Source organism: Paracoccus lutimaris, assembly GCF_003337565.1.
GTDB classification, from domain to species: domain Bacteria; phylum Pseudomonadota; class Alphaproteobacteria; order Rhodobacterales; family Rhodobacteraceae; genus Paracoccus; species Paracoccus lutimaris.
Map to the genome: position 1 here is coordinate 334,897 of NZ_QPJL01000001.1, position 23,908 is coordinate 358,804.

Annotated in this window: 22 protein-coding genes; 8 read left to right on the forward strand and 14 right to left on the reverse strand. The window is 66.2% G+C overall.

Features of this window, described 5'->3' with window-relative positions; translation table 11 throughout:
* Window positions 1-63: 63 nt before the first annotated feature.
* Window positions 64-1,653, reverse strand: a complete 1,590-nt coding sequence (locus DFP89_RS01580; RefSeq protein WP_114347620.1) for a lysine--tRNA ligase — start codon at window positions 1,651-1,653, stop codon at window positions 64-66.
* An 85-nt stretch (window positions 1,654-1,738) separates the two neighbouring features.
* Between DFP89_RS01580 and DFP89_RS01585 the strand changes: the two genes are divergently transcribed.
* On the forward strand, window positions 1,739-2,161 hold the full coding sequence (locus DFP89_RS01585) for a tellurite resistance TerB family protein (RefSeq protein WP_114347621.1): 423 nt from the start codon (window positions 1,739-1,741) through the stop codon (window positions 2,159-2,161).
* A gap of 3 nt (window positions 2,162-2,164) precedes the next feature.
* On the opposite strand, the gene DFP89_RS01590 is transcribed toward DFP89_RS01585, so the two are convergent.
* From DFP89_RS01590 to DFP89_RS01620, 7 genes are all read right to left on the reverse strand, one after another.
* Window positions 2,165-3,679: a D-alanyl-D-alanine carboxypeptidase/D-alanyl-D-alanine-endopeptidase gene (locus tag DFP89_RS01590; protein WP_114347622.1), complete on the reverse strand. Its 1,515-nt coding sequence runs from the start codon at window positions 3,677-3,679 to the stop codon at window positions 2,165-2,167.
* Window positions 3,676-4,281 (reverse strand): nicotinate-nucleotide adenylyltransferase, encoded by a 606-nt coding sequence (locus DFP89_RS01595; RefSeq protein ID WP_114347623.1) that lies wholly within the window; start codon window positions 4,279-4,281, stop codon window positions 3,676-3,678. The genes DFP89_RS01590 and DFP89_RS01595 overlap by 4 nt, the downstream gene beginning before the upstream one ends.
* Window positions 4,282-5,955 (reverse strand): formate--tetrahydrofolate ligase, encoded by a 1,674-nt coding sequence (locus DFP89_RS01600; RefSeq protein WP_181870208.1) that lies wholly within the window; start codon window positions 5,953-5,955, stop codon window positions 4,282-4,284.
* Between the two features lie 38 nt (window positions 5,956-5,993).
* Entirely contained in the window at window positions 5,994-7,127 is a 1,134-nt protein-coding gene (locus DFP89_RS01605; protein ID WP_114347625.1) for an OpgC domain-containing protein, read from the reverse strand.
* Window positions 7,124-9,292: a glucans biosynthesis glucosyltransferase MdoH gene (mdoH, locus tag DFP89_RS01610; RefSeq protein WP_245948562.1), complete on the reverse strand. Its 2,169-nt coding sequence runs from the start codon at window positions 9,290-9,292 to the stop codon at window positions 7,124-7,126. The genes DFP89_RS01605 and mdoH overlap by 4 nt, the downstream gene beginning before the upstream one ends.
* The gene (locus DFP89_RS01615) at window positions 9,289-10,830 is read right to left on the reverse strand and encodes an OpgD/OpgG family glucan biosynthesis protein (RefSeq protein WP_245948563.1); all 1,542 of its coding nucleotides are present in this window, start codon (window positions 10,828-10,830) and stop codon (window positions 9,289-9,291) included. The genes mdoH and DFP89_RS01615 overlap by 4 nt, the downstream gene beginning before the upstream one ends.
* 223 nt (window positions 10,831-11,053) lie before the next feature.
* Window positions 11,054-12,043 carry a hypothetical protein gene (locus DFP89_RS01620; protein ID WP_114347627.1) on the reverse strand — a complete coding sequence of 330 codons (990 nt, stop codon included), beginning with the start codon at window positions 12,041-12,043 and terminating at the stop codon, window positions 11,054-11,056.
* Window positions 12,044-12,173: 130 nt separating this feature from the next.
* Between DFP89_RS01620 and DFP89_RS01625 the strand changes: the two genes are divergently transcribed.
* From DFP89_RS01625 to DFP89_RS01635, 3 genes are read left to right on the forward strand one after another with little or no spacing between them, the layout of a single operon-like run.
* Complete coding sequence (locus tag DFP89_RS01625) at window positions 12,174-12,584, forward strand: PepSY domain-containing protein (RefSeq protein WP_114347628.1); 411 nt, start codon at window positions 12,174-12,176, stop codon at window positions 12,582-12,584.
* Window positions 12,581-13,243, forward strand: coding sequence for a response regulator transcription factor (locus DFP89_RS01630; protein ID WP_114347629.1), 663 nt, complete (start codon window positions 12,581-12,583; stop codon window positions 13,241-13,243). The genes DFP89_RS01625 and DFP89_RS01630 overlap by 4 nt, the downstream gene beginning before the upstream one ends.
* Window positions 13,240-14,559: a sensor histidine kinase gene (locus tag DFP89_RS01635; protein WP_114347630.1), complete on the forward strand. Its 1,320-nt coding sequence runs from the start codon at window positions 13,240-13,242 to the stop codon at window positions 14,557-14,559. The genes DFP89_RS01630 and DFP89_RS01635 overlap by 4 nt, the downstream gene beginning before the upstream one ends.
* A gap of 2 nt (window positions 14,560-14,561) precedes the next feature.
* Here DFP89_RS01635 and DFP89_RS01640 read toward each other — a convergent pair whose 3' ends face one another.
* From DFP89_RS01640 to DFP89_RS21080, 6 genes are all read right to left on the reverse strand, one after another.
* Window positions 14,562-15,326 (reverse strand): ABC transporter ATP-binding protein, encoded by a 765-nt coding sequence (locus DFP89_RS01640; protein WP_114347631.1) that lies wholly within the window; start codon window positions 15,324-15,326, stop codon window positions 14,562-14,564.
* Window positions 15,327-15,396: 70 nt separating this feature from the next.
* Window positions 15,397-16,263, reverse strand: a complete 867-nt coding sequence (locus DFP89_RS01645; RefSeq protein ID WP_114347632.1) for an ABC transporter ATP-binding protein — start codon at window positions 16,261-16,263, stop codon at window positions 15,397-15,399.
* Complete coding sequence (gene nikC / locus DFP89_RS01650; protein WP_114347633.1) at window positions 16,260-17,168, reverse strand: nickel transporter permease; 909 nt, start codon at window positions 17,166-17,168, stop codon at window positions 16,260-16,262. The genes DFP89_RS01645 and nikC overlap by 4 nt, the downstream gene beginning before the upstream one ends.
* A complete protein-coding gene (locus tag DFP89_RS01655) occupies window positions 17,165-18,178 on the reverse strand; it encodes an ABC transporter permease (protein ID WP_114347805.1) in 1,014 nt (337 codons plus the stop codon). The genes nikC and DFP89_RS01655 overlap by 4 nt, the downstream gene beginning before the upstream one ends.
* A gap of 114 nt (window positions 18,179-18,292) precedes the next feature.
* Window positions 18,293-19,534, reverse strand: coding sequence for an ABC transporter substrate-binding protein (locus DFP89_RS01660; RefSeq protein WP_342770930.1), 1,242 nt, complete (start codon window positions 19,532-19,534; stop codon window positions 18,293-18,295).
* Complete coding sequence (locus DFP89_RS21080) at window positions 19,513-19,608, reverse strand: hypothetical protein (RefSeq protein WP_342770931.1); 96 nt, start codon at window positions 19,606-19,608, stop codon at window positions 19,513-19,515. Before DFP89_RS21080 ends, DFP89_RS01660 begins: the two co-directional genes overlap by 22 nt.
* A gap of 456 nt (window positions 19,609-20,064) precedes the next feature.
* Between DFP89_RS21080 and DFP89_RS01665 the strand changes: the two genes are divergently transcribed.
* From DFP89_RS01665 to DFP89_RS01680, 4 genes are all read left to right on the forward strand, one after another.
* Complete coding sequence (locus DFP89_RS01665; protein WP_114347634.1) at window positions 20,065-21,288, forward strand: glutathionylspermidine synthase family protein; 1,224 nt, start codon at window positions 20,065-20,067, stop codon at window positions 21,286-21,288.
* A 3-nt stretch (window positions 21,289-21,291) separates the two neighbouring features.
* Window positions 21,292-21,903 (forward strand): DUF1190 domain-containing protein, encoded by a 612-nt coding sequence (locus tag DFP89_RS01670; RefSeq protein ID WP_114347635.1) that lies wholly within the window; start codon window positions 21,292-21,294, stop codon window positions 21,901-21,903.
* A 116-nt stretch (window positions 21,904-22,019) separates the two neighbouring features.
* Window positions 22,020-22,658, forward strand: coding sequence for a bifunctional 4-hydroxy-2-oxoglutarate aldolase/2-dehydro-3-deoxy-phosphogluconate aldolase (gene eda, locus DFP89_RS01675; RefSeq protein WP_114347636.1), 639 nt, complete (start codon window positions 22,020-22,022; stop codon window positions 22,656-22,658).
* 22 nt (window positions 22,659-22,680) lie between these two features.
* Window positions 22,681-23,901, forward strand: a complete 1,221-nt coding sequence (locus DFP89_RS01680; protein WP_114347637.1) for an MFS transporter — start codon at window positions 22,681-22,683, stop codon at window positions 23,899-23,901.
* Window positions 23,902-23,908 lie beyond the last annotated feature (7 nt).

Here is a 23,908-nt window from a genome sequence, read left to right on the forward strand (position 1 = left end):
TCAGCGGTTAACCATGCGTGCGGCGCAACGGCTCCGCACGCAACGCAGTTTTTTATTGCGATATCAATCAGCTGCGGCGCCGACCAGCTCACCCGCCAGGGCCCGCTCGATCAGGGCGCGAGTCTCGGTCACGCCGTATAGCGCGATGAAGCCGCCAAAGCGGGGTCCCTGATCGGCGCCCAGCAGCACCTGATACAGCGCCTGGAACCAGTCCTTCATCGGCTCGAACCCGTGCTCGCGGCCAATGGCGAACACCATGGTCTGCAACGCCTCGGCATCCGCAGGCTGGTCCCATGCGGCCAGACGGCCAGCCAGATCCTCGAGCGCGCGACGCTCGATCTCGGTGGGGGCGCGGAAGACCCGCGTCGGCGCCACGAAATCGTTGAAGTAGCGCACCGCGAATTCGGCGGCCTGATCCAGCGTCGGATGGGTCTCGGGGCTGGCTTCGGGCGCATAGCGGCGGATAAAGCCCCAAAGCCCGGTCTTGTCCTTGGCCCCCGCCACCGAGGCAAGGTTCAACAGCATCTGGAACGGCACCACCATGTCCGAGGCGGGAACGTCGCCGCCATGGATATGCCAGACCGGGTTGGCAAGCTGCTGGTCCGGCGTCTGCTCGGGATAGGCGCGCAGCTGCTGGTGATATTCGTCGACCGCCTTGGGGATGACATCGAAATACATCCGCTTCGCGGTCTTCGGCTTTTGATACATGAAATAGCTGAGGCTCTCGGTCGCCGCATAGGTCAGCCATTCGTCGATGGAAAGCCCGTTACCCTTTGATTTGCTGATCTTTTGCCCGTGCTGATCAAGGAACAGCTCATAGCTGAAATGCTCGGGCTTGCGGCCGCCCAGAACCTCGCAGATGCCGTCATAGATCGGCGTATTGGTGCTGTGATCCTTGCCATACATCTCAAAGTCCACATCCAGCGCCGCCCAGCGGGCGCCAAAATCGGGCTTCCATTGCAGCTTCACATGGCCGCCGGTGACCGGCAGCGTGGTTTCCACGCCGTCCTCGTCGAAGGTGATGGTGCCGGCCTTTGCATCGACATGCTTGATCGGGACGTAAAGCACGCGCCCGGTTTTCGGGCTGATCGGCAGGAAACAGGAATAGGTCTGCTGGCGCTCCTCGCGCAGACTGGCCAGCATGATCTCCATGATCGCATCATAGCGTTCGGCGGCCAGCAGCAGGGTGGCGTCGAACTGGCCGGATTTGTAGAATTCGGTCGCGCTGATGAATTCGTATTCAAACCCGAACGTGTCCAGAAAGCGGCGCAGCATGGCGTTGTTATGGGCGCCAAAGCTGGGATATTCGCCGAACGGGTCGGGCACCGTGGTCAGCGGTTCCTGCAGATGCTCGCGCAGCATCTCGGTTTGCGGCACGTTCTCGGGCACCTTGCGCATCCCGTCCAGATCGTCCGAGAAACAGAAAAGCCGCGTTGGAATATCCGAGATCATCTCGAAGGCGCGGCGGATCATCGTCGTGCGCGCCACCTCGCCGAAGGTGCCGATATGGGGCAGACCCGAAGGACCATAGCCCGTCTCGAACAGGACATAGCCCTTGTCGGGGTCCTTTTTCTCATAGCGTTTCAGCACGCGGCGGGCCTCTTCAAAGGGCCAGGCTTTCGATTTCATCGCGGCATCACGCAGGGCGGTCATTTCGGGTCTCCGTTATTCAGAACTTCCCCGTATTGAAACCCTGAGGCATGGTCAATAATTACCCTGAAACCCAAGGAGAGACGCCATGTCCGAAGACCTTCCTTCATTCACCCCCTGCGACGCGCTGATCGCGGTGATGGTGGCGGTTTCGGCCTCGGACCAGAACCTGCGCACGGCCGAGCTGGTCGCCATCGAACGCGCGGTCAATCACACGCCGGTATTTGCCAATTACGACATCGATCGCATCCGCCCGGTGTCGCAGACGGTGATCTCGCTGTTCGAGGAAGAGGACGGGCTGGACGCGCTGTTCGGCCTCGTGCGCGAGGCGCTGCCCGAAAAGCTGTTCAACACCGCCTATGTGCTGGCCTGCGATGTCGCGGCCTCGGACGGGCGTGCCGGCGGCGTCGAGACCGAGATGCTGGCCGAGATCCGCGACCAGCTTGAAATCGACCGCCTGCATGCCGGCGCGATCGAGTTCACCGCCCGCGCACGTCACCGGGTGCTCTAGGACCTAGCGAAAGATCCCCGTCCCCGGAATGACCGAGGGGCTGAACTGCATGACCTGCGGCACGGATTTTTGGGCCGGGTCCGGCATGCTCAGCGGCAAGGGCGCGTCAATGAGCAGCGGTTCCGGCATGACGGGCCGCGCCAGACCGGCGGCGAACCAGCCCTCGATCAGCCCCTGCTGGGCGGCTTTCACGCGTTTGGTCCAGCCCATCACACCCTCGGGCAGTTCCTTGCCCTGACTGGCGCTGTGGCGCGCCTCATCCGTCGCCATGATCGCAAAGACCAGATGGCGCTGATCCTCTTGCGCATATCCCGCCAGGTTCGAGACGAAATTCAGCGTCCCGGTCTTGGCCTGAATGTGGATCGGGCTGTCGATGCGCTTGCCCCTGGCGTCGCGCAGCGGAATCTCCTTCATCGCGCCCCGCAGGTCCCGGGCGCCGCCCGGCCCGGCAATGGTCTGCGCCATGGCCAGCGCGCTCATCCGGCTTGCGGGTGAAAGCCCGGAGTGGTCGTGGAACGCATAGCTGCCGGCGATGCCCTGCCCGCGCAGCCACTCCTCCATCATCCGCGCCGAGGCCGGGATATCGCCCGCGCCGCTGGCGGCCAGCCCCAGAATCTCGGCGGTGATATTGGTCGAATATTCCATCATCCCTGCCACGATTTCGCGCAGGGGCGGGCTGTCATGGCGGGCGATCTCGGTGCCCTCGGGCAGGATCTCGATCACCGCCGGGTTGGGCAGGACCAGCCCGCGCGCCCGGCACAGCGTCTGGAACACGTCGCCCGCATAAAGCTCGGGGCGGCGCACCGGCAGCCAGCGGCTGCCCGCCCGCCCCAGCGAGGGGCGCGCCACCGTCCAGCTTTCACGCTTGCCGCTGCCGTCATAGGCAAAAAGCGGCAGGTTGCGGCTGACCGGCTCGATCGCGATCGTATAGGCGCGCGGCGACAGCCGTGTCCCGCGGGCCTGCAAGGACAGCTCATGGCCCTGCTTGCCGCGCCGCCAGTCCAGATGCACGCGGTTGAAGTTCAGGATCATCCCCGAGATCGTCGGGTTATAGGGCAGATGCTCGTCCTGCGCCGCATCCAGCCGCTCGATCCGGGGCAGCGCGCCGCCCCAGACCATGAAGGCCGTGGGTGCGGGCTGGCCGCTGGCCTTTTCCGCCTCGGCCACGCGCGCGGCCAGTTCCCCCAGCGCATCCGTATCCAGAACCGGATCGCCGCCCCCGGCAAGGATTAGCATGTTGCCGGCGCGAATGACACGGGTGGCAAAGCGATGCCCCTCGCCCAGCCGGTCCAGCGCATAAAGCGCGGTGACCGATTTCAGCGTGCTGGCCGGGGGCAGCGCCAGATCGGCGGCGCGCTGCGCCAGAACCTCGCCCGTCGCCGGGTCGAGAGCCGCATAGGCAAGGACGCCCTCAACGGCCGGGTCGGCCAGTGGCGCAGTCTGGGCGCGCAGCACTTGCGGGGTCAGGGCCAGAAGTCCAAGCCCCGTCAGGAAACCTCGGCGGGAAAGCCTGTTCATGTCTTTGTCCTTTGCAGGCGTTTTCGGATCGCGCTGGAACTTTGCTTGTTCAGCGGCACGTTGATCAGCGCCCATGCGGGGGGCACCATGTCGGCCAGTTGCCCGGCCTGCGTCTCGGGCTGGCGGTCGCGCCAGAGCATGCGCGCGGCGCGCGAAAACCGCGCCGGCATCCGCCAGCCCGGCCTTGCGATCACGCCGATGGGGACACGCGCGGCGATTTCACGCCAGCTGTCCCAGCGGTCGAACTGGACCATGTTGTCGGCCCCCATCAGCCAGACAAAGCGCACGCGCGGATAAAGCCCCTGCAGGGCGGCAAGGGTGTCGCGGGTCATGCGCGTGCCAAGCTGCGCCTCGATGCCGGTGATCTCGACATGCGGGTCATGGACGATGCGCCGCGCCTGCGCGATGCGCTCGGCCAAGGGTGCCGGGCCATGCGCCTTGAGGGGGTTGCCGGGCGTCACCAGCCACCAGACCCGGTCCAGCCGGAACCGCCGCAGCGCCATTTCGGTGATATGGACATGGCCTTCATGCGCGGGATCAAAGGACCCGCCCAAAAGGCCCACCCGCATCCCGGGCAGCGCGATGGGAAGCCCGGCGCGCATTCAGAACAGCCCCTGCACCTGCCCCTGCCCGTCCAGCCCGATGCGCAGGGCGGCGGGTTCGCGCGGCAGGCCCGGCATGGTCATGATCTCGCCGCAGATGGCGACGACGAAGCCCGCGCCGGCGGCAAGCCGCACCTCGCGCAGCGGGATCATGAAACCCTCGGGGGCGCCAAGCGCCTTCGGGTCGGCGGAAAAGGAATATTGGGTCTTGGCCATGCAGACCGGCAGATGGCCATAACCGGCCTTTTGCCAGGCCGCGAGCCGCTCGCAGACGCCCGGCGCCGCCTCGACATGGTCGGCGCGATAGATGCGCTTGCAGATCGTCTCGATCTTGTCCCAAAGCGGCATCTCATCGGGATAAAGCGGGGCGAAATTCGTATGCGTGGCGCTCATTTCGACGACGGCGCGGGCCAGATCCTCGGCCCCGGCGCCACCCTCGGCCCAATGCCGGCACAGCACCGCCCGGACACCATGCGTCCGGCAATAATCCTGCAGCGCCGCGATCTCGGCCTCGGTATCGGTGGTGAAATGGTTGATCGCCACCACGACCGGCAGGCCAAAGCCGCGCATGTTCTCGATATGGCGGCCCAGATTGGCACAGCCGGCCTGCAGGGCGGCGACGTTCTCGGCCCCCAGATCAGCGCGGGCGACGCCGCCGTTCATCTTGAGCGCGCGCACGGTCGCGACCAGCACCACCGCATCGGGCGACAGGCCGGCAAGCCGGCACTTGATGTCCAGAAACTTCTCGGCCCCCAGATCGGCACCGAAACCGGCCTCGGTCACGACGTAATCCGACAGCGCCAGCGCGGTGCGCGTGGCGGTTACCGAATTGCAGCCATGGGCGATATTGGCGAAAGGCCCGCCATGGACCAGCGCCGGGTTGTTTTCCAGCGTCTGCACAAGGTTCGGCTGCAAGGCGTCGCGCAAGAGCACCGTCATCGCACCATCCGCGCCGATATCCCCGGCCGTCACCGGGGTCTTGTCAAAGGTCTCGGCAATGACGATGCGGCCCAGCCGCGCCTGCAGATCGGCCAGATCCGAGGCCAGACACAGGATCGCCATCACTTCGGAGGCGACGGTAATGTCAAAGCCGCTTTCGCGCGGATGGCCGTTCGCCGGCCCGCCAAGGCCGATCACCGCCTGCCGCAGCGCGCGGTCGTTCATGTCCATCACCCGCCGCCAGGTGATGCGGCGCGGGTCGATCCGCAGCGCGTTGCCCCAGTGGATATGGTTGTCGATCATCGCCGACAGCAGGTTATGGGCGCTGGTCACGGCGTGGAAATCGCCGGTGAAATGCAGGTTCATGTCCTCCATCGGCACGATCTGCGCCATGCCGCCACCGGCCGCGCCCCCCTTCATGCCGAAATTCGGCCCCAGCGAGGCCTCGCGGATGCAGACGGTGGCGCGCTGGCCGATGCGGTTGAGCGCATCGCCAAGCCCGACGGTGGTGGTGGTCTTGCCCTCGCCCGCCGGGGTCGGGTTGATCGCGGTGACCAGCACCAGCTTGCCCTGCGGGCGCCCCGCCAGACCGGCGATGACCTCATGGGCGATCTTGGCCTTGTCATGGCCATAGGGCAGGATATCGGCATCGCTCAGGCCAAGGCGCGCGGCCACCTGGGCGATGGGCAGCTTTCTGGCCTCGCGCGCGATCTCGATATCCGGTTTCATGTCCACTCCGTCATTTCCGGGCGCAGAATGACCGGCCCGGCGCCTCAGCGCCAGCCCAGTCGCTTGCGCAAAGCCCCGATCCAGATCTCGCGCCGCATCCAGGTCGCCGCCGCCGCCCAAAGCGCCACCATGACCCAGATGTCGATGCCGATGCGCACGAACAGGCCCGCCATGCCCTGCGGCGCGGTCATCTGCACCGCATCGCCCCAGATCGACAAAAGCACGCAGACCACGAATGAGAACAGCCCGCCGCGCCCGATCTCGGCCAGCGCCTCGCCCAGACGGGTCGCGGCCATCCAGGCAAAGGGCCGCGCCAGCGGCACCGCCACCATCCAGCTTGCGGCCAGAATGGCGATCAGCCGCAGCCCGTCCAGCGGCCATTTGTCGATGGGACCGTGGATAAGCTTGAGAAAATCGCTGACCTCTTTCGCCGGGGCGCCGATCCGCCAGGCCAGCACAATGGCAAGGCTGAACAGCAGGATGCCGACCGAGGCCAGCGTGATCAGCCCGCGCCAGCGCAGCAGGACCGGCATGATCCGGCTGCGGAAAGCGCCCATGGCGACACCGACAAAGAACAGAAGCTGCCAGCCAAAGGGATTGAACAACAGACCCGGCCCCGGGCGCTGGTTCGGCACCAGCGCGTTCAGCGGCTCGGCAAAGAACCAGATCGTGACCGAGACCGTCAGCGCCAGCAGCGGATAACGCAGAAGGAACGGCACGGTGACCGGCGCGGTGGCGATCAGCAGGACGTAAAGCGCCAGCACATCCATCAGGTTCGGCTGCATCCACATCAGCCCGACCGTGGCGAGATAGCCCAGCGGATGCTCGAAGATCCACTGCGAATACTGGAACCAGACGGCGGTGTGGTTCATGTGCAGCGCAAACAGCAGCGCCGAAAACAGCGCGAGGATGACCGCGCCGATGACCAGCGCCAGCCAGACCTGGACCGCCCGCTTCAGAAAGCGCTTCTGCGCGGCAAAGCGGCCCTCCTTGGCCTCGACCTTGACCCAGACCATGCCGACCAGAAAGCCCGACAGCAGCACGAACAGCTCGGCCGCGTCAAAGACCGCGAAATTCGACAGCGTCACGTTGCGCAGCACCCCGATCGGCATATGGTCCAGCATGATGCAGACCAGCGCGTATCCGCGCAGCATATCGAGCGCCGCGATGCGGTTCATCGCGTCAGCTTCGCAAAGCTGTCGATCAGCGCGCGGCTTTCGACCAGCGCCAGCTTCTCGGGTGCCGACAGAAAGTCCAGCGCCTCGGCCTGGGTGGTGGCGCAGGCAAGTTTGGCCTCGGCGGCAATCGCATCCAGCCGCTTGGCTGCCGGCTCGGGCGAGGCTTCGGGCAACAGCGCCATGACGCGGGCGCGCAGGATCTCATCCCGGCCAAGCGCCGCGATCCCGTCCGCCGGCAGGTTCCCGGCGATGCGGAAGCCAAGCGCGTTGGCGGCGGTCAGGATTTCCGGCGGGTTGCGTTCCTCGGGGGTGACAAGCAGGCCCTGACGGCGCGCCCAGCGGCCAAAGACCGGGCTGGCCGACCAGCGCGAGGTCAGCGGCGACAGGATCAGCCCGGCCAGGATCGGCGACAGCCACACCAGCTGCCAGGGCGACAGCACCGCCAGCACCAGAAGCGTGGCCAGACCGGTGATGACATGGATCGCATGGCGGCGCAGCACCACGCCCCAAGGCGGCATCTGCCCGGCGCGGACCTGCGCCTCCCAGCCGGAATCGCGACCGCCGAGGATCTCGAAGATCTGCCGGGTCTGGATCAGCATCTGCACCGGCGCGATCAGCGTCGACAGCACGATCTCGAAGAGCGACGAGGTCAGAACCCGCACATTGCCGCCCGAATCCTTGGCCAGCGGCCGCAGCCAGGCCCGGAAAGTGGCGATGAATTTCGGCACCAGCAGGAAGGCCATGGCGGCGATGAACAGCCACAGCATCCGCACCGGATCAAAGGTCGGCCAGTCCGGGAACAGCTGATAGGTCTGCGGGAAGTAATCCGGCCGCGACAGCAGCACATTGGCCGAAAGCGTCAACCCCACCAGGATCATCGCCAGCCAGATCGGCGACATCAGGAAGCCCAGGATACCGACGATGAAATGCACCCGGCTGATCCAGGTGAAACCGCGCGAAAAGATCAGCCGCGCATGCTGCAGGTTGCCCTGCGCCCAGCGGCGTTCGCGCACGGCCATGTCCAGAAGCGAGGGCGGGCTGCCCTCGAAGCTCTGGCGCAGGTCGTGATCCAGCCGCACCTTCCAGCCGGCACGGCGCAAAAGCGCGGCCTCGACGAAATCATGGCTGAGAATGGCGCCGCCAAAGGGCGGCTTTCCGGGCAGTTCCGGCAGGCCGCAGCATTGCGCGAAGGCGCTGACCCGGATGATGGCGTTATGGCCCCAGAAGTTGCCGCTGTCGCCCGACCAGGCAGCAACGCCACGGGCAATGGCCGGGCCATAGATGCGGCCGGCGAATTGCGTCAGCCGGGCAAAGATGGTCTGGCCGCCGACCAGCATCGGCATGGTCTGGATCAGTCCGATCGCCGGATCGGCATTCATCCGCGCCGACAGCGCCTTGATGGTGGCGGCGCCGACCATGCTGTCGGCATCCAGCACCACCATCTGGTCATAGCGCCCGCCCCAGCGGCGCACGAAATCGGCGACGTTGCCGGCCTTGCGGCCGCGATTGTCGCGCCGGCGGCGATACCAGACCGGCACCGGCGAAATATCCCGCAAGCGGCTCAGCGCCGCCATCTCGCGCAGCACCGCATCTGGCTTGCGGCTGTCCGAGATGACGAAGATCTCGGCCCGCTCGCCCAGCCCCACGCGGTAAAGGTCGCGCGCCAGCGCCGCCAGGAGGCCCGCCGTGACCGCCGAATCCTCGTTATAGACCGGCATGACCACGGCGATGCGCGCCGCGTTCGCCCCTGTCGGCGTGATCAGCCGCCGCGCAAACAGCCCGGCGATCATCGAGCAGAACGAAAATCCGACCCAGGTGAAGGTCAGCGCGAACAGCACCAGCAGCACCATCTGCAGGAAGGTCATCCGCGCACCGAAGGCAAGCACCATCTGGCTCCAGCCGATCCAGCCGATCAGACCGGCGCCGCCAAAGGCCAGGACCCGCGCGGCGATGGTGCTCAGCCGCGGCAGGCCGGCATCAGGCCCATGGGGCGGACGGCCGCGCAACTCCTGCACGGGCATCTCCAGCGGCGCCTCGGGGGGCGTTCCGGCGCTTTCGGCGGAAAGCGGCACAGTATCGTCCCAGCCCTCATCGGCCGAAAGCGGCAAATCCACGGCGACCATGACGGCATCCGGATTGTTTTCGATCGCACTCACCTCGGTCACTCACGGGTCCAGCGGGCAATCCAGGTCTCGCTCAGCGGACCGTCGGGTCCGTTCAGCACCGCCGAGATATCGGCAAGCTGGGCGCCCTCGGGCAGGTATTCGATCGCCAGCCGCATGCGGCGCTGCTCGGGCAGGCGCAGCAGATAGCTGTGGCCGATGCGTCCGGCCGAGGCCCAGATATGGGGCACCGGATCCTCGGCGCCGAACAGGCCCAGATCGAAATCGACGATGAAGGTGCGCGAGGCCGGGTTGTTGATCGCCATGCCCGACATGGTTTCAACCACGCGGGAAATCGGAGCACTGTCAGGGATTTCAGCCGAGAAGCTCATGACATAGTTGAAGTCGTAACGCTCACCCGCCAGCAGCGTGTCGGCGGGCAGCCAATACGAGACGATATTGTCGTTGAACTCGTTCTCGACCGGGATCTCGATCAGGTTGACGGTGCCCTTGCCCCAATTACCCTGCGGCGCGATCCAGACCGAGGGCCGCATCTCATAGCGCGCCTCGGCATCCTTGTAGCTTTCAAAGTCGCGGGCGCGCTGCGCCAGACCGAACCCCAGCGGGTTCTCGTCCACAAAGGCCGAGGTCTGCAGCGTCGAATGCCCCGACAGCACCCGCCACAGCCGTTCCTCCTTGCCGGTCAGCATCTGCAAGCCGTCGCTGTCATGCACCGCCGGGCGGTAATCATCGACGCGCGAGCGGTCGGTCGGCCCGAACCAGTACATCGAGGTCAGCGGCGCAACGCCCGCATTCTTCATGTCATTGCGCGGGAACAGCGCGACGCGGGTGTCAAAGACCGTCTCGGCGCCCGCTGTGATGCGGAATTCGAACGCGCCCGAGACCGAGCGGCTGTCCAGCAGCGCATAGATCAGCACCGAGCGTTCGCGCGGTCCCGGCTTGGTGATCCAGAAGTCCCGGAACATCGGGAATTCCTCGCCCTCGGGGCTGCCGGTGCCGATGGCCAGACCGCGCGCCGAAAGCCCGTAAAGCGTGCCGCGCGCGACGGCGCGGAAATAGCTCGCGCCCTGAAACACCGCGACCTCGTCCATGACATCGGGACGGTTCAGCGGCGCGCGGATGCGGAAACCCGACCAGCCCATGTCGCCCAGCGTCTCGTAATCGACGCCATCGGGATATTGCGCCGGGTCGAAATCGAACATGCGCGGATCGAACTTGATCGGGATGACGACGCCATTCTCGACCAGGTTGATGCCCACCGGCTCATGGAAGATCGAGCCGGGCGGCAGCAGGTCCAGCGCGAAATCGCCCCCAGCCCAGGGGTCGCGGTCGCGGCGGAAACGGATGCCGCGATACTGGTCATAGGTCAGATTGCCAAAGGTGCCGATCAGTTCGGCATCGCGATACTTGAACGGATTTGCCGCCATTTCACGGGCGATCTCGGCGACATCCTCGAATCCGAAGGGTTTCGGGGCTACGGGCTCGGAGGTGTCGACACCGGCTTCGGGCGCAGCGGTCGCAGGGGTTTCCTGCGCCAGGGCGCTGCCCAGCGAGGCCGAAAGAGCACTGACGGCCGTCATGGCGGCCCCGGCTGAAATGACAAAATCACGACGATGCATCGGCCCACCTATTAGCAGGGGTCTGAAGACCCCGGTTTTCCGTGGGATTTCGCATTGCAGGACGTCTCAGGCAAGCCTTTTCGCCACAAAAGGGCAGTCTCTTGCCGAGAGCTGTGGACAAGTCGGCACGGTTTGGCCGCGCGAATGCGGATTTCGCGCGGCCAGACGGGGTTTTGTTGAGCAATCAGCGATTGATTTCGCGCAGCACTTCGCCTTGCGGATCCAGCTCGACCGCGACCGGCTCACCCTCGGGGTTGGTGGCCATGGCCAGAACGCGCGGGCCGTTCTGGGTGATTTCACCGATTCCGCTATAGCCGGCCTCGGTCAAGGCCATGCGCATCTCGCCCGGATCGACACTCAGCGGCGTGGCCGCGCCCTGACGCATCTCGCCGTCAACCGGCGGCATCGGCGCGGCGCCCTGCTGGTCAGGCGCGGGCGGCGGCGGAGGCATGTCGCCGGGCGGAGGCATGTCCGGCGGCGGCATGTCGCCCGGAGGCGGTCCCCGGCGCCCCTCGCGTTTCCCGTCATGGTCATCGTGATCTTCCCAGTCACGGTTGCCGTCATGCGTTGCGCCATGCCTGTCATGCCTGCCGTGATCGTCGTCATGGCCGCCCTTGTGCCAGCGATGACCATGCTTGCCATCCCGACCCCGGCCACGATCCTTGCCCAGTTCCATCTCGCCATCGCCGCGGCCAAAGCGGATCAGCGTGCCGTCCTGTGCGAAGGCCGCGCGCACTTCGCTGCCCTGCGCGTCCGTGCCGGCCAGCATCACCCCGCGCTCATCGGTAAAGACGGCACCCAGCTTGTCGATCTGGGCATAGACGCCATTGTCGCGCACCGCCTGCGGCACCAGTTTGTCGACCAGCGATTGCGGCAGCACGGCCGCATCGTCTTGCATGCGCAGGCCGCGCAGGGTGCCGTCCTCGGCCAGCATGGCGCCGATCTTCGCGCCATCGGGCAGCGTGGCCTGGATGCGGGTGCCGCCGCGCCACAATTCGTCTCGGCTTACATCGGTCAGGCCGGCATCCTGCAAGATCTGCGGCAGCGCCACGGTTGGCGCGGGCGTCGAGGCCGCCGGAGGGGGAACCGGCGCGCCATCCTGCGCCATAGCCCTTGCGCCCATCACCGCCAGCAATGCCGTCAGTGCGATCGAGGTGGTCAGTTTTCTGCTCATTTCTGGTTCCTTCCAAACTCGGGGACTGGTTCGGTGCCCCTTCCGAATCGGGAAATACCCCGGCCTCTACCAACCAAAGGCCAACAGTCCGTTTGGCATTCGTTTGGATTTGCCGCATTAGATAGGCACGATGACCCGTCTCTGCACGCCCCTGATCGCGCTTTGCGCAGCACTGGCCCTGCCGGCAGCCCTGCCGGCGGCGGCAGGGCCGCGCGATGGCGGGGCAGAGTTCCCGGACGATCCCGGGCATGGCTGGGCGCCCGAATTCGACAGGCTTGACGACAACGAATATCGCCTGATCCCGCTGCGGCGCGCGATCGAGATCGCCAGCGCCCGCTTTGAGGGCCGCATCATCGCCGCCCGCCTGACCGGCCCCACCCCGCATGAGCGAGATCGCGGCGTGGCGCTGGTCCATGAGCTGCGGATGCTGACGCCCGCGCGCGACGTGCTGCGCATCCGCATCGACGCGCGCAGCGGCGCTTTTCTCGAGGTTGCCGGTGCCGGGCTGACCAAGGCGCGGCGGAAAGGACATGACCGATGAAATGCCTGATCGTCGAGGATGACCCCGCGCTGGCCGGGCAACTGGCCGGCGCCATGCGCGACGGCGGCTTTGCCTGCGATATCGCCCATGATGGCACCGAAGGCGAGTTTCTGGGCGCGACCGAAAGCTATGATCTGGCGGTGCTGGATCTGGGCCTGCCCGGTCTGCCCGGCATCGAGGTGCTGACCCGCTGGCGGCAGGGCGGCGTGACCATGCCGGTCCTGATCCTGACCGCGCGCGGCGACTGGACCGACAAGGTGGCAGGGTTCCGCGCCGGGGCCGACGATTATGCGGTCAAACCCTTCCGGCTCGAGGAGGTGGTGATCCGCGCCCAGACGCTGGTGCGCCGCGCCGCCGGTCACGCGCAGGCCGTCATCAAGGCCGGGCCGCTGCAGCTGGACAGCCAGCTGGGCGTCATCACCCGCAACGGTCTGGCGCTGAAGCTGACCAGCTTCGAGACCCGGATCCTGTCATACCTGATTCACCACCAGAACCGCATCGTCAGCCGCACGGAACTGTCCGAGCATCTTTACGACGCCGCCGCCGACCGCGATTTCAAATCGATCGAGGTGGTGATCGGCCGCCTGCGCAAGAAGATCGGCGAGGGTCTGATCGAGACCCGCCGCGGCGAGGGTTACGTCCTGCGGAGCGCGTCTTGATCCTGCCGCGCGATTCGATCCGGGGGCGGCTGATCGGCCTTGCGATGGTGCTGACGGGCGTGGCGCTGGTCGCGGGCTATCTGGCCATCGCCGCCATCCTTGAGGATTTCATCGCCGGCCGCTTCGATGCCGAGACCTCGGCCGTGGCCGATACGCTGATCGCCGGCGCCACCATCGACGATGCCGGGCGGCTGAATGCCGGCCCCGCCCCCAGCGATCCGCGCTTTCAGATCCCGTTTTCGGGCTGGTTCTGGCAATTGGCACAGGATGGCCGGGTGGTGGCCAAGTCGCCCTCACTGTTTGACAATGTGCTGAACCCGCCGGACGCGGATTTTTCCGGCGGGGCGGGGATCGGCCCGGACGGCGCGGCGCTGCGCGTCACCCGTTATCGCTTTACGCTGCCCGACAGCAGCGGCGCGCTGGCGGTGACCGTCACTGCCCCGCAGGCCGAGATCGACGACAGCATGGCGCGGCTGCGCCGTCCCTTGGCAATCTCGTTGACGGTGCTGGGGCTGGCGCTGGCGCTGGCGAGCTTCTTTCAGGTCGCGGCGGGACTGCGCAGTCTGGACCGGTTGGGCCGCGACATCCGCGAGATCGGCGCCGGCAGATCCGAGGCGCTGCCCCTGCCCCGCGTCGCCGAGCTGCGCCCCGTCGCGCATGAGATCAACGCCCTGATCGAGCAGAACCGCAAGGTGCTGGCGCGGACCCGCGAGCATGTCGGCAATCTGGCGCATTCGCTGAAAACGCCGCTGGCGGCGCTGGATAACAGCCTGCCCCCGGATCATCCCGGCCACGCGCTGGTCGCGCGCATGGACCGCCAGATCGGCTGGCACCTGCGGCGCGCGCGCAGCTCGGGCGCGGCGCGGCTTCTGGGCAGCCATACGCCGGTCGCGCCGGTGGTCGAGGATATCCTGCTGGTCCTGCGCCGCCCGATCACGGATTCGGGGCTGACGGTGCAGGTCGAACTGCCGCCCTCCCTCGCCTTTGCCGGGGAGCGTCAGGACCTTGAAGAGATGATCGGCAATCTGGTCGAGAACGCAGTGAAATGGGCAACGGGGCGGATCCGCATCTCGGGCCGGGCGCAGGGCACGGACCGGCTGCTCATCGCCATCGAGGATGACGGGCCGGGCATGTCCGAAGAGGACTATGCGCAGGCCCTGTCGCGCGGCACCCGGCTGGACGAAAACGGCCCGCCCGGCACCGGGCTGGGACTGGCGATCGTCAGCGATCTGGCCGCGCTGCATGGCGGGCGGCTGGGGCTGGAGCGCGCATCTGGTCTGGGCGGGCTGCGGGCCAGTCTGGACCTGCCGGGCTGAACCTATCCCGGCGCACCTTCGCGCGCGAAACCGGCGCTGGCGGCCAGAAGCGCACGCGCATAATCCGAGGCGGGATCCCCGGCGCGCAGGCGTGCGGCCTCCATCACCTCGACGATTTCGCCGCCGCGCATGACGGCAAGACGGTCGCACATATGCGCCACCACCGCGAGGTCATGGCTGACCATGACATAGGTGAGGCCGCGTTCCCGCCGCAGATCGGTGAGCAGGTTCAGGATCTCGGCCTGCACCGAGACATCCAGCGCGCTTGTCGGCTCGTCCAGCAGCAAAAGCCGCGGCTCGGCCGCCAATGCGCGCGCGATCGCCACGCGCTGGCGCTGACCGCCCGAAAGCTGGTGCGGATAGCGAAAACGAAACCCCTTGCCGAGGCCCACCGAGTCAAGCAGCCGGGTGATGCGGGCGTCGATCTGGTCCATGCCCTGCAGATGCAGGGTCTCGGACAGCACGCGGTCCACGGAGTGGCGCGGATGCAGGCTTGCATAGGGGTCCTGAAACACCATCTGCACGGTCTTGTGGAATGCGCGCGAACGGTGCTGGCCGCTGACCTTTTCACCATCGACCTCGATCAGGCCCGACCATGTGCCGATCAGCCCGGTGATCGCGCGCAGGATCGTCGATTTGCCCGAGCCGGATTCGCCGACAAGGCCGAAGCTTTCGCCCTGTGCGACGGTGAAGCCTGCCGATTTCACCGCGTCCACGCGTTCGGGCGGGTCGCCGAACCAGACGTCGAGATGGTCGATGTTCAGCATGGGATCGGCCCTGGCGCCGGGGGTTTTCCACCCCCGGACCCCCGGAGGATATTTGGGCATGAAAGATGCATCAGAGGCCTCCGGGGAATGGGGTGGCGATTTCCTCGTCGCGCCAGCTGTCCTGACGTTGCAGGACCGACAGGCGTTCGACCGGATGGTCGAGGCGCGGCAGGCTGTTCAGAAGGCCCTGCGTATAGGGGTGGCGGGCGTTTTTCAGGTCATGGGCGGGCAGTTCCTCGACCACGCGGCCGGCATACATGATCAGCACCCGGTCGCAGAATTCGGCGACGAGGTTGAGGTCATGGCTGATGAAGATCAGGCCCATGCCGCGGTCGCGCACCAGTTTGTCCATGATGCGCAGGACCTCGTTCCTGACCGAGACGTCGAGGGCCGAAGTGGGTTCGTCGGCGATCAGGATTTCGGGGTCGGGGGCCAGCATCATGGCGATCATGATGCGCTGGCCCATGCCACCCGAAACCTCGTGCGGATAGGCGTCAAAGACCCGTTCGGGGTCGCGGATCTGAACCGCCCGCAGCATTTCAAGCGCCTTGTCGCGCGCGGCCTGCGGGGTGGTGCGGGTGTGCAGGCGATAGCCCTCGGTGATCTGGCGGCCGATGGTCATGACCGGATTGAGGCTGAACTTGGGGTCCTGCATGACCATCGAGATGCGCGCGCCGCGCAGGGCCCGCATCTGGCGTTCGGGCAGATTCAGGATCGGCTGGCCGTCAAGCTCCATCCGGTCCGCCGTCACCCGTCCGGGCGGGCGCACAAGGCCAAGGATGGCGCGGCCGGTCATCGACTTGCCGGAACCGGATTCGCCCACGACCCCCAGCCTTTCGCGGCCAAGATCGAAGCTGACGCCGCGCACGGCGTCGAACGTGCCCGAACGGGTCGGGAAGCTCACGCGCAGGTTGCGGACCGACAGAAGCGGGCTCATTCCTTGGCCCCTTTCGGATCGAGGACGTCGCGCAACCCGTCGCCCAAGAGGTTGAAGGCCAGGCTGACGATAAAGATCGCCATGCCGGGCATGGCCGCGACCCACCAGAAATCAAGGATATAGGTCCGCCCGTCCGAGATCATTGCCCCCCATTCCGGCATCGGCGGTTGCGCGCCAAGGCCAAGGAAGCCGAGACCCGCCGCCGAGAGGATGATCCCCGCCATGTCCAGCGCCACCCGCACGATCATCGACGAGATGCAGAGCGGCCAGACATGGCCGATCAGCAGCCGCAAGGGGCCCGCCCCCTGCAGCCGCGCGGCGGCGATGTAATCGGCATTGCGGATGGTCAGCGTCTCGGCCCGGGCAAGCCGCGCATAGGGCGGCCATGAGGTGATGGCCAGCGCCAGCACCGCATTGCCGATCCCCGGCCCAAGTGCCGCGACAAAGGCCAGCGCGAGGATCAGCTTGGGAAAGGCCAGAAAGATGTCGGTGATGCGCATCAGCACCTGATCGACCCAGCCCCCGGCAAAGCCCGCGACCGTGCCCACGAATAGTCCGATCACCGGCGCGACCAGCGCCACGGTGCCGACGATGAACAGCGTGATCCGCGAGCCATAGATCAGCCGCGACAGGATATCGCGCCCCAGCGCGTCCGTGCCCAGCCAGTTCGCCGCCGATGGTGGCTTGAGCCGCCCGGCAAGATCCTGCGCGAACGGGTCCTTCGGCGCGAGCCATGGCGCGAAGATCGCCATCAGCAGCAGCAGGACCAGAATGATCAGCCCGAACATCGCCAGCTTGTTGGCGCGAAATGTCAGCCAGCCCTGATAGATCGCGCCCAGCCGCGCCTGTGCGCGGGTCTGGGGCGCGTCGGAAAGCAGCCATTCGCGGGTCGGGATATCGGTCATGATGCCCTCGGATCCAGAACGCGGTAAAGAAGGTCCGAAATCAGGTTCAGGCCGACGAAACAGGCGCCGACCAGCACCGTACCGCCCAGAACCGCGTTCATGTCGCCCGCCAGCAGCGCCTTGGTGATGTATTGGCCGATGCCGGGCCAGCTGAAGACGATCTCGGTCAGGACCGAACCTTCGAGCAGCCCGCCAAAGCTGAGCGCGATCACCGTGATCAGCGGCACGAGGATATTGCGGAAGGCATGGCCCCAGACCACGCGCGCTTCCGACAGGCCCTTGACGCGGGCGGTGGTGACATATTCGGAGGAAAGCTGTTCCAGCATGAAGCTGCGGGTCATGCGGCTGATATAGGCAAGGCTGAAATAGCCCAAGAGGCTCGCGGGCAGCACGATATGGCTGAAGGCGTCGCGGAACGCCCCCCAGTCGCCAGCGATCAGGCTGTCGATCAGGATCATGCCGGTCACCGTCGGCACCATGCCGTCATAGATGATGCCCTGCCGTCCCGGCCCGCCGATCCAGCCAAGGATGCCGTAAAACAGCAGAAGCCCCATCAGCCCCAGCCAAAAGATCGGCATGGAATAGCCGACCAGCGCCAGCACGCGGGCGATCTGGTCGATCCAGCCACCGCGCCGCGCCGCCGCGATCACGCCCAGGGGCACGCCCACGCAGACCCCGATCAGCGTGCCCAGCGTGGCCAGTTCGACCGTTGCCGGAAACACCCGCTTAAGGTCCTCAGACACCGGATGCCCGGTCGAGATCGAGCGCCCGAAATCACCCCGCAGCACCTCGGAGACATAGCGCAGGAATTGCTGCCAGATCGGCTTGTCGAGGCCCATCGCCTGATAGGCCGCGTCATATTGCGCCTGCGTCGCGCGCTCGCCCACCACCTTCAGCACCGGGTCGATCGGCATGACGCGGCCAATGATGAAGGTGATCAGCAAGAGCCCCAGCAGCGTCAGCGCCAGCGACAGCACCAGCCCGCCAAGGCTGCGCGCGCGCCTGCGCAGCCGCGCGCCCCGATGCGACGGCGCCTCGGCCTTGGGCGGCGTGTTGGCGGGAGGCGTGTTGGCGGGGGGCAGACCCTGCCCCCCGCCGCTGGCTGTGTCGGTCTGGCTCACCCGTTACCCTTTCGTGACCTGACGATACATGGCCGAGCTGACCGCGCCGCCGCTCGTCCAGTGCTGGACGTTCTTCTGCATCCCGACCTGTTCGATCTTCTGGAACAGCGGGATGATCGGCGCGATCTCGCGATACTCCTTCTGGATATCCAGATACATCTGCACACGCTTGTCGGTATTGCCCTCCAGCGTGGCGTCAATGGTGGCCTTGTTCATCGCATCCGGCACCGCCCAGGAATTGCGCCACGCGAGCTGCGAGATGCCGGCATCGTCGGCATTGTTCGGGTTATAGGCAAAGGTCGAGGCATTGGTGTTCGGGTCGGCATAGTCCGGCCCCCATTCGCCAAGGAAGATCGGCACCTGCCGTGCGCGGTAAGCGTCCAGCACCTGCGCCCCGGTCATCTGCTGGATTTCCAGCGTCAGCCCGGCCTGCGCCATGGCGTTCTGCAGCGTCTGCGCGACATTGACATATTCGGGGATGTCGCGAACGACGGTCTTGACGGTGCCCGAGCTGACGCCGGCATCGGCGAGGATCTTTTTCGCCTTCTCGACGTCATAGCTCCAGGGATTTTCGTCCGAGGCGCCCAGATAGCCTTCGGGCAGGAAGTTCTGATGCGTCTTCCATTTCCCCTTGAGGAAGCTCTGCTCTATCCCCTTGTAATCGGCGAGGTATTTCAGCGCCTCAACCACTGCCGGATTTTGCAGCAAGGGGTCCTTCTGGCTCAGGCCCATGTAAAGGATGCGGCCCTTGGGCTCATTGCCGGTGGCAAGCTTGTCATTGCCGGCGATGCCATCGACATCGGTGGGGGTCAGGTTCCACGCCACGTCGATATCACCCTGCTCCAGCAACAGCCGCTGGGCGCTGCTTTCCTGTACATGGCGCACGATCACCCGCGCCATGGCCGGCGCGCCCTGAAAATATTCGGCATTGCCGGCCAGCTGCACCATCTCGTTGGGACGCCAGCCGCCCAGCGAGAACGGGCCGGAGCCTGCGGAATTGGTAGAAAGCCAGGCATTGCCGAAATCCTCGCCCTCGGCATGGCTCAGCACGGTTTCCTTGTCGACGACCGAGGCGGCCTCGGCCAAAAGGCAGTTCAGCACATAGGATTGCGCATAGGGCTGGTCCAGCTTCAGGGTCAGGCGGTTGCCCTCGAACGTCACCATCTTCTCGGCATTTTCCGGCGTCAGGCCGAATTGCGTCAGGATGAAGGCGGAGGATTTGTTCAGCTTGACCGCGTGTTGCATGACCAAGCCGCATCCTCGGCGCGGACCGGGTTGCCGGACTGGACCTTGACGCCGTCGCGAATGGTGAAGGTGATGGTCTTGCCGTCCTCGCCGACCTCCCAGCCCTAGGCGATGGAGGGCTTGATGCCGGCCTGCATGTCCATCGGGTCGAAATCGACAAGCTGGTCGTAAAGGTTGTTGATGACGTGCTGGCCCGAGAATTCAAAGCTCTGCGCCGGGTCCATGCTGATGATATCGTCGATCTACGCCGCGACGACCAGCGTGTCGGCCGGGGTCCCGGCATAAGCGGCGGACACAGGTGCCGTCATGGACACGGCCGATGCCATAAGCAGCGCGCGAAGCGGGAATCGATTCTGCATGATGGGTCTTCCCTGTTGTTACCCCGGTTTTCCGAGACTGGAATTACAAGAGCTGGGCGCGAACTATTCTTTGTCGCAACCCCTTGCTACATGGCCCCGGCGGGATCAAATTTTGCTAGCCGGGCTTGCACGCGGGTCCTGCGTCCTTCATGTCGGAATGAAGGAGTGACCATGGACAAGATCGACCTGCCCGAGCGCGCCGGCTGGCGCGACGAAGCCGAAAAACTGGGCTTTACCTTCGCCGACATGGAGGGCGAGCCCTATTGGGACGAAACCAGCGCCTATCGCTTTACCCTGCGCGAGATCGAACAGGATATCGAGGACCCTTCGACCGAGTTGCATGCCATGTGCCGCGAAGCCGTGGCCAAGGTGATCGGGAACGAGGTCTGGCTGACGCGCCTGGGCATTCCGCGCGCCCATTGGGATCTGCTCGCCCAAAGCTGGGCCCATAACGAGCCGGAACTTTATGGCCGCATGGATCTGGCCTATGACGGCAGCGGCCCGGCGAAACTGCTGGAATATAATGCCGACACGCCGACCGCGCTTTACGAATCCGCCTCATTCCAGTGGCTGTGGTTCGAACAGCAGCAAGAGGCGGGCGTGCTCGGCCCCGAGACCGACCAGTTCAACGGCATCCACGAGGCGCTGGTCGAACGCTGGGCCGAGATCTGCCAGCCCGGCGAGACCGTGCATTTCGCCGGCGACCCCGACAATCCCGAGGATTACGCCACCGTCGAGACCCTGGCCTGGGCCGCGCGCGAGGCGGATCTGGGCGCGCAGTTCACGCCGCTGGCGCAGATCGGCCTGACCGAAGACGGGCAGTTCGCCGACGACCAGTCCCGCGTCATCGGCACGCTGTTCAAGCTTTATCCGTGGGAGGACATGCTGCGCGACGAGTTCGCGCCGCATCTGCAAAGCAGCCAGACCCGTTTCATCGAACCGCCATGGAAGGCGATCCTGTCGAACAAGGGCCTGCTGCCGCTTTTGTGGCAGATGTTCCCCGGCCACCCGAACCTGTTACCGGCGTTTTTCCTTGAAGACATCGCCGAGGCGCTGAAAGGCGGCGCCCCTGCCCCCGCTGTCGCCGCGGCCTTTGACGCGGCGCGGGACGAGCTGGCGCGCGGCCATGTGCTGAAGCCGATCTTTTCGCGCGAGGGCGCCGGCGTCAGCATCTGGGAAAACGGCCGCGAGATCGCCCAGACCCAGGATGACAGTTATTCGCATCATCCGATGATCGTGCAGGGGCTGGCGCGGCTGCCCGATTTCGGCGGCTTCCACCCGATTCTGGGGGCATGGATCATCGGCCGCTCCTGCCGGGGCCTTGGCCTGCGCGAGGATCACTCGCGCATCACCCACAACCTGTCGCGCTTCAAGCCGCATTTCATCGAGGGCTGAGTCATGACCAAGATCCATTCCATCCGCAAACGCTCGCGCCATGTGGCGCTGGTTCTGGCCGGAACCGCCACGCTGGCCCTGGCCGCCTGCGAGGACGACCGCGTAGATGCGCAGAGCTTTCCCGATCTGGAAAGCTGCGTCGCCGCCAGCAAGGAAAACGGCCTGTGGTTCACCGAGGAAGACTGCCGCAAGAACTTCGCCGCCGCCGAACAGGAGCATCTGGAAACCGCCCCGCGCTACGAATCCAAGGAACTTTGCGAAAAGGAACACGGCGCCGGCCAATGCGAAGGCGATCCGGCAGCGCAGAATTCGGGCGGCGGGTTTTCCTTCATGCCGCTGCTGGTGGGTTACATGATGGGTTCGATGCTGTCGCGCGGCGGCGGCATCTTCTCGCAGCCGATGGTCAGGACGGCATCGGGCGGCTATTCGACGCCCAAGGGAGACCAGACCTTCGCCAGCAATCGCGGCACCGGCAAGGTCGCGGCCTCGACCTTCCAGCGCGCGCCCTCGACCATCGGCAAGCCGCCGATGACGGCCTCACAGGTCAGTCAGCGCGGCGGTTTCGGCGCGGGCGCCACCGCGCGTTCGGGCAGCCGCAGCAGCTTTGGCGGCTAGGCGAAACCCGGCGCAAGACGCGCGCGCAGGCGTTTGACCCGGCTTGCGTTAGCGCCCCAAATTTCGCAATCTGCGGGGCGAAATCGCCCCCCTTTCCCCATCACGAAGGTGTTGCCATGACCCCCGAGATTCAATCGCAGAAATCCCGCGCGCTGTGCGAGCTTGCCCCGGTGATCCCGGTTCTGGTCGTGGCCGATGCCAGCAAGGCCGAGGGGCTGGCGACGGCGCTGGTCGCGGGCGGCCTGCCGGTGCTTGAAGTGACCCTGCGCACCCAAGCCGCGCTGGATGTCATCCGCGAGATGGCGAAGGTTCCGGGCGGCCATGTCGGCGCCGGCACCGTCCTGACCCCCGATGACGTCAAGCGCGCCAAGGATGCGGGGGCAAGCTTTGCCGTCTCGCCCGGTGCGACCGAACGTCTGGTCAGGGCCTGCGAAGAGGCCGAGTTGCCCTTGCTGCCCGGCTCGGCCACCGCCTCCGAGGTGATGCGGGCGATGGAATGGGGCTATTCGATGCTGAAATTCTTCCCGGCCGAGGCCGCAGGTGGCGCCAAGATGCTGAAATCGCTGGGCGGCCCGCTGCCGCAGGTCAGCTTTTGCCCGACCGGAGGCGTCTCGCCCACGAATGCGCGGGACTATCTGTCGCTCTCGAACGTGATCTGCGTCGGCGGCAGCTGGATCAGCCCCGATGCCGAGGTTGCCGCCGGAAGCTGGGCCGCGATCGAAGCCCGCGCCCGCGAAGCCCGCGCTCTGAAATGATGCCGTGAGAGCCCAGTCCGACATGACCGCGCCCGAAGAGGACCCAATGCGCCGGGCGCGGCGCAATGTCGTCGTCCTGCTGTTGGCGCAGGCGATCCTGGGCGCGCAGATGTCGATGATCTTCATCGTCGGCGGGCTGGCTGGCCAGATGCTCAGCCCGAACCCCTGTATCGCCACCCTGCCCCTGTCGATGATCATCCTTGGCTCGGCGCTGTCGGCGCGGCCGCTATCGGCCTTCATGCGCCGGCACGGTCGGCGGGCGGGGTTCGTTCTGGCCTGCGGCGCGGGGGCGCTGGGGGCGGCAAGCGCCGCCTATGCGCTGATGGTCGGCAATTTCTGGATTTTCATGGCAAGTGGGTTGCTGACCGGAATCTATATGGCGGCGCAGGGTTTCTACCGCTTTGCCGCGACCGATTGTGCGCCGCCGGAATTCCAGTCCCGCGCCATTTCCTGGGTGCTGGCCGGCGGGCTTGCGGCCGCGATCACCGGGCCGGCACTGGTCAGGATGACCTCGGATCTGACGGCGATCCCGTTTCTGCCCACCTATGCCGCGATCATCGGGCTGAATCTGCTGGGGCCGGTCCTGTTCGCCTTCCTCGACATTCCGCGCCCGCCCGCGCCCGTCGCCGGAGGGCCGCAGGGCCGCTCGGTCGGGACGCTGATCCGGGTGCCGCAGATCGCGGTGGCGATGATCTGCGGAATGGTGTCCTATGCGCTGATGAACCTGGTGATGACCTCGGCGCCGCTGGCGGTGGTCGGATGCGGGTTCCAGACCTCGGACGCGGCCAATATCGTCTCGGGCCATGTGCTGGCGATGTTCGCGCCCTCATTCTTTACCGGACACCTGATCGCGCGTTTCGGCGCGGCGCGGATCGTCATGCTGGGACTGGCCATTCTGGCCGGTGCCGGCGCGGTGGCGCTGGCGGGCGTTGAGCTTTCGCATTTCTTCATCGCCATGGCGATGCTGGGGCTGGGCTGGAATTTCGGCTATATCGGCGCGACCTCGATGCTGACCCGCGCCTATCGCCCCGAAGAGCGCGAGACCGTGCAGGGGCTGAACGACGCCGTGGTCTTTGCCGGGGTGTTTCTGGCCTCGCTGTCCTCGGGCGGGCTGATGAACTGTATGGGCGGGTCGCCGCAAGAGGGCTGGAACGCGGTCAACCTGGCCATGCTGCCGTTTCTGGTGCTGGCGGGTGGCGCGCTGCTGTGGCTGATGCTGCGGCCGCGCGATCTGGCGCGGTAGGGACCGG

Coding starts and splice junctions, on each gene's coding strand:
- DFP89_RS01665 (WP_114347634.1), top strand. CDS start 20,065: ATGGACAAGATCGACCTGCCCGAGCGCGCCGGCTGGCGCGACGAAGCC.
- DFP89_RS01625 (WP_114347628.1), top strand. CDS start 12,174: ATGACCCGTCTCTGCACGCCCCTGATCGCGCTTTGCGCAGCACTGGCC.
- DFP89_RS01670 (WP_114347635.1), top strand. CDS start 21,292: ATGACCAAGATCCATTCCATCCGCAAACGCTCGCGCCATGTGGCGCTG.
- DFP89_RS01620 (WP_114347627.1), bottom strand. CDS start 12,043: ATGAGCAGAAAACTGACCACCTCGATCGCACTGACGGCATTGCTGGCG.
- eda (WP_114347636.1), top strand. CDS start 22,020: ATGACCCCCGAGATTCAATCGCAGAAATCCCGCGCGCTGTGCGAGCTT.
- DFP89_RS01680 (WP_114347637.1), top strand. CDS start 22,681: ATGACCGCGCCCGAAGAGGACCCAATGCGCCGGGCGCGGCGCAATGTC.
- DFP89_RS01590 (WP_114347622.1), bottom strand. CDS start 3,679: ATGAACAGGCTTTCCCGCCGAGGTTTCCTGACGGGGCTTGGACTTCTG.
- DFP89_RS01645 (WP_114347632.1), bottom strand. CDS start 16,263: ATGAGCCCGCTTCTGTCGGTCCGCAACCTGCGCGTGAGCTTCCCGACC.
- DFP89_RS01580 (WP_114347620.1), bottom strand. CDS start 1,653: ATGACCGCCCTGCGTGATGCCGCGATGAAATCGAAAGCCTGGCCCTTT.
- DFP89_RS01585 (WP_114347621.1), top strand. CDS start 1,739: ATGTCCGAAGACCTTCCTTCATTCACCCCCTGCGACGCGCTGATCGCG.
- nikC (WP_114347633.1), bottom strand. CDS start 17,168: ATGACCGATATCCCGACCCGCGAATGGCTGCTTTCCGACGCGCCCCAG.
- DFP89_RS01640 (WP_114347631.1), bottom strand. CDS start 15,326: ATGCTGAACATCGACCATCTCGACGTCTGGTTCGGCGACCCGCCCGAA.
- DFP89_RS01595 (WP_114347623.1), bottom strand. CDS start 4,281: ATGCGCGCCGGGCTTCCCATCGCGCTGCCCGGGATGCGGGTGGGCCTT.
- DFP89_RS01630 (WP_114347629.1), top strand. CDS start 12,581: ATGAAATGCCTGATCGTCGAGGATGACCCCGCGCTGGCCGGGCAACTG.
- DFP89_RS01605 (WP_114347625.1), bottom strand. CDS start 7,127: ATGAACCGCATCGCGGCGCTCGATATGCTGCGCGGATACGCGCTGGTC.
- DFP89_RS01660 (WP_342770930.1), bottom strand. CDS start 19,534: ATGCAACACGCGGTCAAGCTGAACAAATCCTCCGCCTTCATCCTGACG.
- DFP89_RS01615 (WP_245948563.1), bottom strand. CDS start 10,830: ATGACGGCCGTCAGTGCTCTTTCGGCCTCGCTGGGCAGCGCCCTGGCG.